Source organism: Streptomyces sp. M2CJ-2, from assembly GCF_016757295.1.
Lineage (GTDB): Bacteria > Actinomycetota > Actinomycetes > Streptomycetales > Streptomycetaceae > Streptomyces.
The window spans coordinates 158,255-164,254 of the sequence record NZ_JAESIF010000010.1; the positions used below are offsets into that span (position 1 = coordinate 158,255).

General features: G+C 71.0%; 4 protein-coding genes and 1 pseudogene. 4 read left to right on the forward strand and 1 reads right to left on the reverse strand.

All coding sequences use genetic code 11. The annotated features are described in order from the left end of the window. Positions 1-52: 52 nt before the first annotated feature. Positions 53-2,485 (reverse strand): endopeptidase La, encoded by a 2,433-nt coding sequence (gene lon / locus JL475_RS11780; protein ID WP_202277499.1) that lies wholly within the window; start codon positions 2,483-2,485, stop codon positions 53-55. 173 nt (positions 2,486-2,658) lie between these two features. Here lon and JL475_RS11785 point away from each other — a divergent pair, with 173 nt between their 5' ends. The 4 genes and pseudogenes from JL475_RS11785 to JL475_RS11800 form a co-directional block, all read left to right on the forward strand. Next, a complete protein-coding gene (locus JL475_RS11785; RefSeq protein WP_202277500.1) occupies positions 2,659-3,372 on the forward strand; it encodes a spermidine synthase in 714 nt (237 codons plus the stop codon). A gap of 122 nt (positions 3,373-3,494) precedes the next feature. After that, the gene (locus tag JL475_RS11790) at positions 3,495-4,235 is read left to right on the forward strand and encodes a response regulator transcription factor (RefSeq protein ID WP_202277501.1); all 741 of its coding nucleotides are present in this window, start codon (positions 3,495-3,497) and stop codon (positions 4,233-4,235) included. Then, entirely contained in the window at positions 4,232-5,344 is a 1,113-nt protein-coding gene (locus JL475_RS11795; RefSeq protein WP_202277502.1) for a HAMP domain-containing sensor histidine kinase, read from the forward strand. Before JL475_RS11790 ends, JL475_RS11795 begins: the two co-directional genes overlap by 4 nt. 291 nt (positions 5,345-5,635) lie before the next feature. After that, positions 5,636-6,000: pseudogene (locus JL475_RS11800) on the forward strand (hypothetical protein); the annotation flags it as partial.

Below are 6,000 nucleotides of genomic sequence, written 5' to 3' on the forward strand. Positions count from 1 at the left end.
CCCTCACGGGACCCGGGCCGTCGCCCTTCCGGTGGCGGACGGCGGACGGCGATCAGGCCGCCACCGGAACCTCCGGCGCCGCGCCGTTCGTCGCCGGCGCGAGCGCCAGCTCCAGGACCTGGCGGACGTCGGTCACGGCGTGGACGTCGAGCCCGTCCAGCACCTCGGCGGGGACGTCGTCCAGATCGGGCTCGTTGCGCTTGGGGATGATCACGGTGGTGATCCCCGCCCGGTGCGCGGCGAGCAGCTTCTGCTTCACCCCGCCGACCGGCAGCACCCGCCCGGTCAGCGAGACCTCACCGGTCATCGCCACATCCGTACGGACCAGGCGCCCGGAGAGCAGCGAGGCCAGAGCGGTGGTCATCGTGACGCCGGCGCTGGGGCCGTCCTTGGGCACCGCACCCGCCGGGAAGTGGATGTGCGCGCCCCGTTCCTTCAGGTCGGCCACCGGGAGCTCCAGCTCGGCGCCGTGCGACCGCAGGAAGCTCAACGCGATCTGCGCCGACTCCTTCATCACGTCACCCAGCTGTCCGGTCAGGGTCAGTCCGGCGGCGCCCGTCTCCGGATCGGCCAGGGACGCCTCCACGTAGAGGACGTCACCGCCGGCGCCGGTCACCGCCAGCCCGGTGGCGACACCGGGGACGGCGGTGCGGCGCTCGGCCGGGTCCTGGGCGGACTCGGGCACATGGTGCGGCCGTCCGACCAGTCCTCGCAGATCGCCTTCCGTGACGGTGAACGGCAGCTCCCGCTCGCCCAGTTCGTGCTGGGCCGCGACCTTGCGCAGCAGCCGCGCGATGGACCGCTCCAGGGTGCGTACGCCCGCCTCACGGGTGTACTCGCCGGCCAGCTTGCGCAGCGCGCCGTCGTCGAGGTCGACCTCGTCCGCGGCGAGCCCGGCCCGCTCCAGCTGACGCGGGAGCAGGTGGTCGCGTGCGATGACGACCTTCTCGTCCTCCGTGTAGCCGTCCAGACGGACGATCTCCATCCGGTCCGCCAGCGCCTCCGGAACGGCCTCCAGGACGTTGGCGGTGGCGAGGAAGACGACGTCCGAGAGGTCCAGCTCGACCTCCAGGTAGTGGTCCCGGAAGGTGTGGTTCTGCGCCGGGTCCAGCACTTCGAGGAGGGCGGCGGACGGGTCGCCCCGGAAGTCCGAGCCCACCTTGTCGATCTCGTCGAGCAGCACCACCGGATTCATCGACCCGGCCTCCTTGACCGCCCGCACGATCCGGCCGGGCAGCGCGCCGACGTACGTACGCCGGTGGCCGCGGATCTCGGCCTCGTCGCGGACACCGCCGAGGGCGACCCGGACGAACTTCCGGCCCATCGCGTGGGCGACGGATTCGCCGAGGCTCGTCTTGCCGACGCCGGGCGGCCCCACCAGGGCGAGCACGGCACCGCCGCGGCGGCCCCCGACCACGCCGAGTCCGCGCTCGGCGCGCCGCTTGCGCACCGCCAGGTACTCGGTGATGCGTTCCTTCACGTCCTCCAGGCCCGCGTGCTCGGCGTCGAGCACGGCCCGGGCGCCCTGGATGTCGTACGCGGCGGCGCTGTCATCGGTCCGCTCGTTCCACGGCATCTCCAGGACCGTGTCGAGCCAGGTGCGGATCCACGAGCCCTCGGGCGACTGGTCGGAGGAGCGCTCCAGCTTGTCGACCTCCTTGAGGGCGGCCTCGCGCACCTTCTCCGGCAGGTCGGCGGCCTCGACGCGGGCCCGGTAGTCGTCGGACTCCTCGGCGGAGTCCTTGCCGTTCTCTCCGTTCAGCTCGCGCAGTTCCTTGCGCACGGCTTCCAGCTGGCGCCGCAGCAGGAACTCGCGCTGCTGCTTGTCGACGCCGTCCTGGACGTCCTTGGCGATGGACTCGGCGACGTCCTGCTCGGCGAGGTGGTCGCGGAGCTGCTGGGTGGCGAGCTTCAGCCGGGCCACCGGGTCGGCGGTCTCCAGCAGCGCCACCTTCTGTTCGGTGGTCAGGAAGGGCGAGTAACCGGAGTTGTCGGCGAGGGTGGCGACGTCGTCGATGGCCTGGACCCGGTCGACGACCTGCCAGGCGCCGCGCTTGCGCAGCCAGGCGGTGGCGAGCGCCTTGTACTCCGTGACCAGTTCGCCGACCTGGCCGGGCAGGGGCTCGGGAACGGTCTCCTCGATCCGGGTGCCCTCCACCCACAGCGCCGCGCCCGGCCCGGTGGTCCCGGCGCCGATCCGCACGCGGCCGCGGCCCCGGATCAGGGCGCCCGGGTCGCCGTCGGCCAGCCTGCCGACCTGCTCCACCGTGCCCAGGACGCCGGTACCGGCGTAGGTCCCGTCGATACGCGGCACCAGCAGGACCCGGGGCTTGCCCGGCGCGGACGCGGCGGCGGCCTGGGCGGCCTCCACCGCGGCGCGCACCTCGGAGTCGCTCAGGTCCAGTGGAACCACCATCCCGGGCAGCACGACCTCGTCGTCGAGCGGCAGCACGGGCAGGGCGAGCGATGTGGACTCAGCAGCCATGATCTCCCCTTCGGCAGTCAAGTTGAGCTATGCCGACTCAATGTCTGTGAGTCACCGAATGTTCCCCGGATCGCGTTCGCTCTCAGCGATCACTCACGAGGGTGACGGAGGGAACTCCCGCACGACACGACCCGCACGGCCCGCCGAACGGAAGGTGCTGCCAGGATGAACGCATGACCACCCCGTACGACATTCCCGAAGTCCTGGACCGCCGCGAGGGCCCGTACGGGGAGGTGGTGCTCCGCCGGCACGGCAGCCTGCTGCAGATCATCGCGAACGGCTGCTTCCTGATGGACACCTCCGACGGCCGTTCGGAGCGGCGGCTGATCGACGCCGCCCTGGCCGCACTCGACGCCGCCGACACCCGCGCGGGACACGGCCCGCGGCCGGGCCCGCACGTCCTCATCGGCGGACTCGGCGTCGGCTTCTCGCTCGCCCACGCCGCCACCCAGCCCCGCTGGGGGCGCATCACCGTGGTGGAGCGCGAACCCGCCGTCATCGACTGGCACCGCGCGGGCCCGCTGCCTCCGTTCGCCGCGTTCTCCGCGCACGCCCTCGCCGACCCCCGCACGGCGATCGTCGAGACCGACCTGGTGGCGTACGTCAATGAGACTTCCGACACGTTCGACGCGCTCTGTCTCGACATCGACAACGGGCCCGACTGGACCGTCACGGAGGACAACCAAGGGCTCTACTCCCCCGCCGGACTCCTGGCCTGCGCAAGGGCGTTGAGGCCCGGCGGGGTACTCGCGGTGTGGTCGGCCAAGCCGTCCGGGGATTTCGAAGAAACCTTGCGTAATGCCGGGTTCCAGCAGGTGCGTACCGAAGAGGTCCCGGTTGCCCGGGGCGTTCCGGACGTCGTGCACCTCGGCGTCCGCCCTGGATAGCAAAGGCGCGGCGGCTCCCCGTACGCTGCTGCCTTGGCGCCGATCATTCAAGCGTCAATCGCAGTCATGCGCAGAGACGGATCACCCCACGGATTCCGGAAAGCACACTTCAGGGGCGGGCGATGGAGCAGACACACACCTCCCACAACGGCACGGCGGCGGCCACTCCGGGCGCACAACGCCGGGTCCTGGTGGTCGAGGACGACGCGACGATCGTGGACGCCATCGCGACCCGCCTTCGTGCCGAGGGATTCCTGGTGCAGACGGCGGGCGACGGGCCGTCCGCCGTCGACACGGCGGAGGCATGGCAGCCCGACCTGCTGATCCTCGACATCATGCTGCCGGGCTTCGACGGTCTGGAGGTCTGCCGGCGCGTGCAGGCCCAGCGGCCGGTGCCGGTCATGATGCTGACCGCGCGCGACGACGAGACCGACATGCTGGTCGGACTCGGCGTCGGCGCCGACGACTACATGACCAAGCCGTTCTCCATGCGGGAACTGGCGGCCCGCGTGCACGTACTGCTGCGCCGCATGGAGCGGGCGGCCCTGGCCGCCACCACACCGCGCAGCGGCATCCTGCGCCTGGGCGAGCTGGAGATCGACCACGCGCAGCGCAGGGTGCGGGTGCGCAGTGAGGACGTCCACCTGACGCCCACCGAGTTCGACCTGCTGGTGTGCCTGGCGAACACGCCCCGCGCGGTGCTCTCCCGGGAGCAGCTGCTGGCCGAGGTCTGGGACTGGGCGGACGCCTCCGGCACCCGTACCGTCGACAGCCACATCAAGGCGCTGCGCCGGAAGATCGGCGCCGAGCGCATCCGCACCGTGCACGGCGTGGGCTACGCCCTGGAGACACCGACGCCGTGAGCGACGGGCCGGCCACACGGAGAGGCCCCGGGGGCCGGGGCCCCCGGGGCGGTGTCCGCCCGTTCTCGATCAAGACCAAGCTGGGCGCGCTGGTCGTCATCTCGGTGCTGATCACCACCGGTCTCTCGGTGGTCGCGGTCCACACCAAGACCGAGCTGCGCTTCATCACGGTCTTCTCGATGATCGCCACGCTGCTCATCACGCAGTTCGTGGCGCACTCGCTCACCGCGCCGCTGGACGACATGAACGCCGTGGCCCGGTCCATCTCGCACGGCGACTACACCCGCCGGGTGCGGGAGAACCGCCGGGACGAGCTGGGCGACCTGGCCCAGACCATCAACGTCATGGCCGACGAGCTGGAGGCACAGGACCATCAGCGCAAGGAACTGGTGGCCAACGTCTCGCACGAGCTGCGCACCCCGATCGCGGGGCTGCGCGCGGTGCTGGAGAACATCGTCGACGGCGTCACCGAGGCCGACCCCGAGACGATGCGCACGGCGCTGAAGCAGACCGAACGGCTCGGCCGACTGGTGGAGACGCTGCTCGACCTGTCCCGCCTGGACAACGGCGTCGTCCCGCTGAAGCGGCAGCGCTTCGAGGTGTGGCCGTATCTGTCCGGCGTGCTCAAGGAGGCCAACATGGTCGCCTCCGCGCGCGCGGGCATGGCCACCGGCTCCGGCAGCCACACCCGTACGGACGTCTACCTGCGCCTCGACGTCTCGCCGCCGGAGCTCACCGCGCACGTCGACCCGGAGCGCATCCACCAGGTGGTCGCCAACCTCATCGACAACGCGGTCAAGCACAGTCCGCCGCACGGCCATGTGACGGTCAGGGCGCGGCCCGGAACGCAGCCGGATTCGCTGCGGCTGGAAATCCTGGACGAGGGGCCCGGCATTCCGCGGACCGAATGGCACCGCGTCTTCGAGCGCTTCAACCGCGGCAGCGTCAATCTGCCGCACGGCCCGGGCAGCGACGGCGGCACCGGTCTCGGTCTGGCGATCGCCCGCTGGGCCGTCGATCTCCACGGCGGACGGATCGGGGTGGCCGAATCCGAGCGTGGTTGCCGGATTCTCATCACTCTTCCGGGAGCGTCTCCCGCGTCAGGTTGACGTAAGGTTCGAAGCCGAGTCGCAAGATCCACACGTGTTCGCCCTGACGGACACGTGTGATCAGGCAAAGACCCGGGTCGCGAGTGCGCCGGGCCGCGGCCGACGCATGCCCGACGCGATCCGAAGAAGCGGAACCAGGCTTGTTTCCCGCCATTTCCCACGCCGAAACGCCCTCCGAGATGTGACTTACGCGACGTTGAACGGGCCCGACCTGACCTTCCCGCTCTTGGAGGCGTAGCCTTAATTTCCGCTGTCCATCATCTTGTGAAGCGGAAGAGGGCGGTTGACGCCGTGTCGCCACAGTCCCCCAGTAACTCGAGCATCTCGACCGACACCGACCAAGCGGGCAAGAACCCCGCTGCGGCCTTCGGTGCCAATGAATGGCTCGTCGACGAGATCTACCAGCAGTACCTCCAGGACCCGAACTCGGTCGACCGGGCCTGGTGGGACTTCTTCGCCGACTACAAGCCGGGGGCGCCCCAGGCCTCTGCTCCGGTGAGCAACGCGTCGACGGGGACCGCCGGCACGACGACGGCTCCGCCGGCCGCTCCGGCCCAGCCCGCCGCCACGCCCGCCCCCGCCTCGGTGCCGGGGGCGCCGGCCGTGATCGGGATGGTCTTGATGACCTTGCCGTCCCGCTCGACCTTCATGGTGTG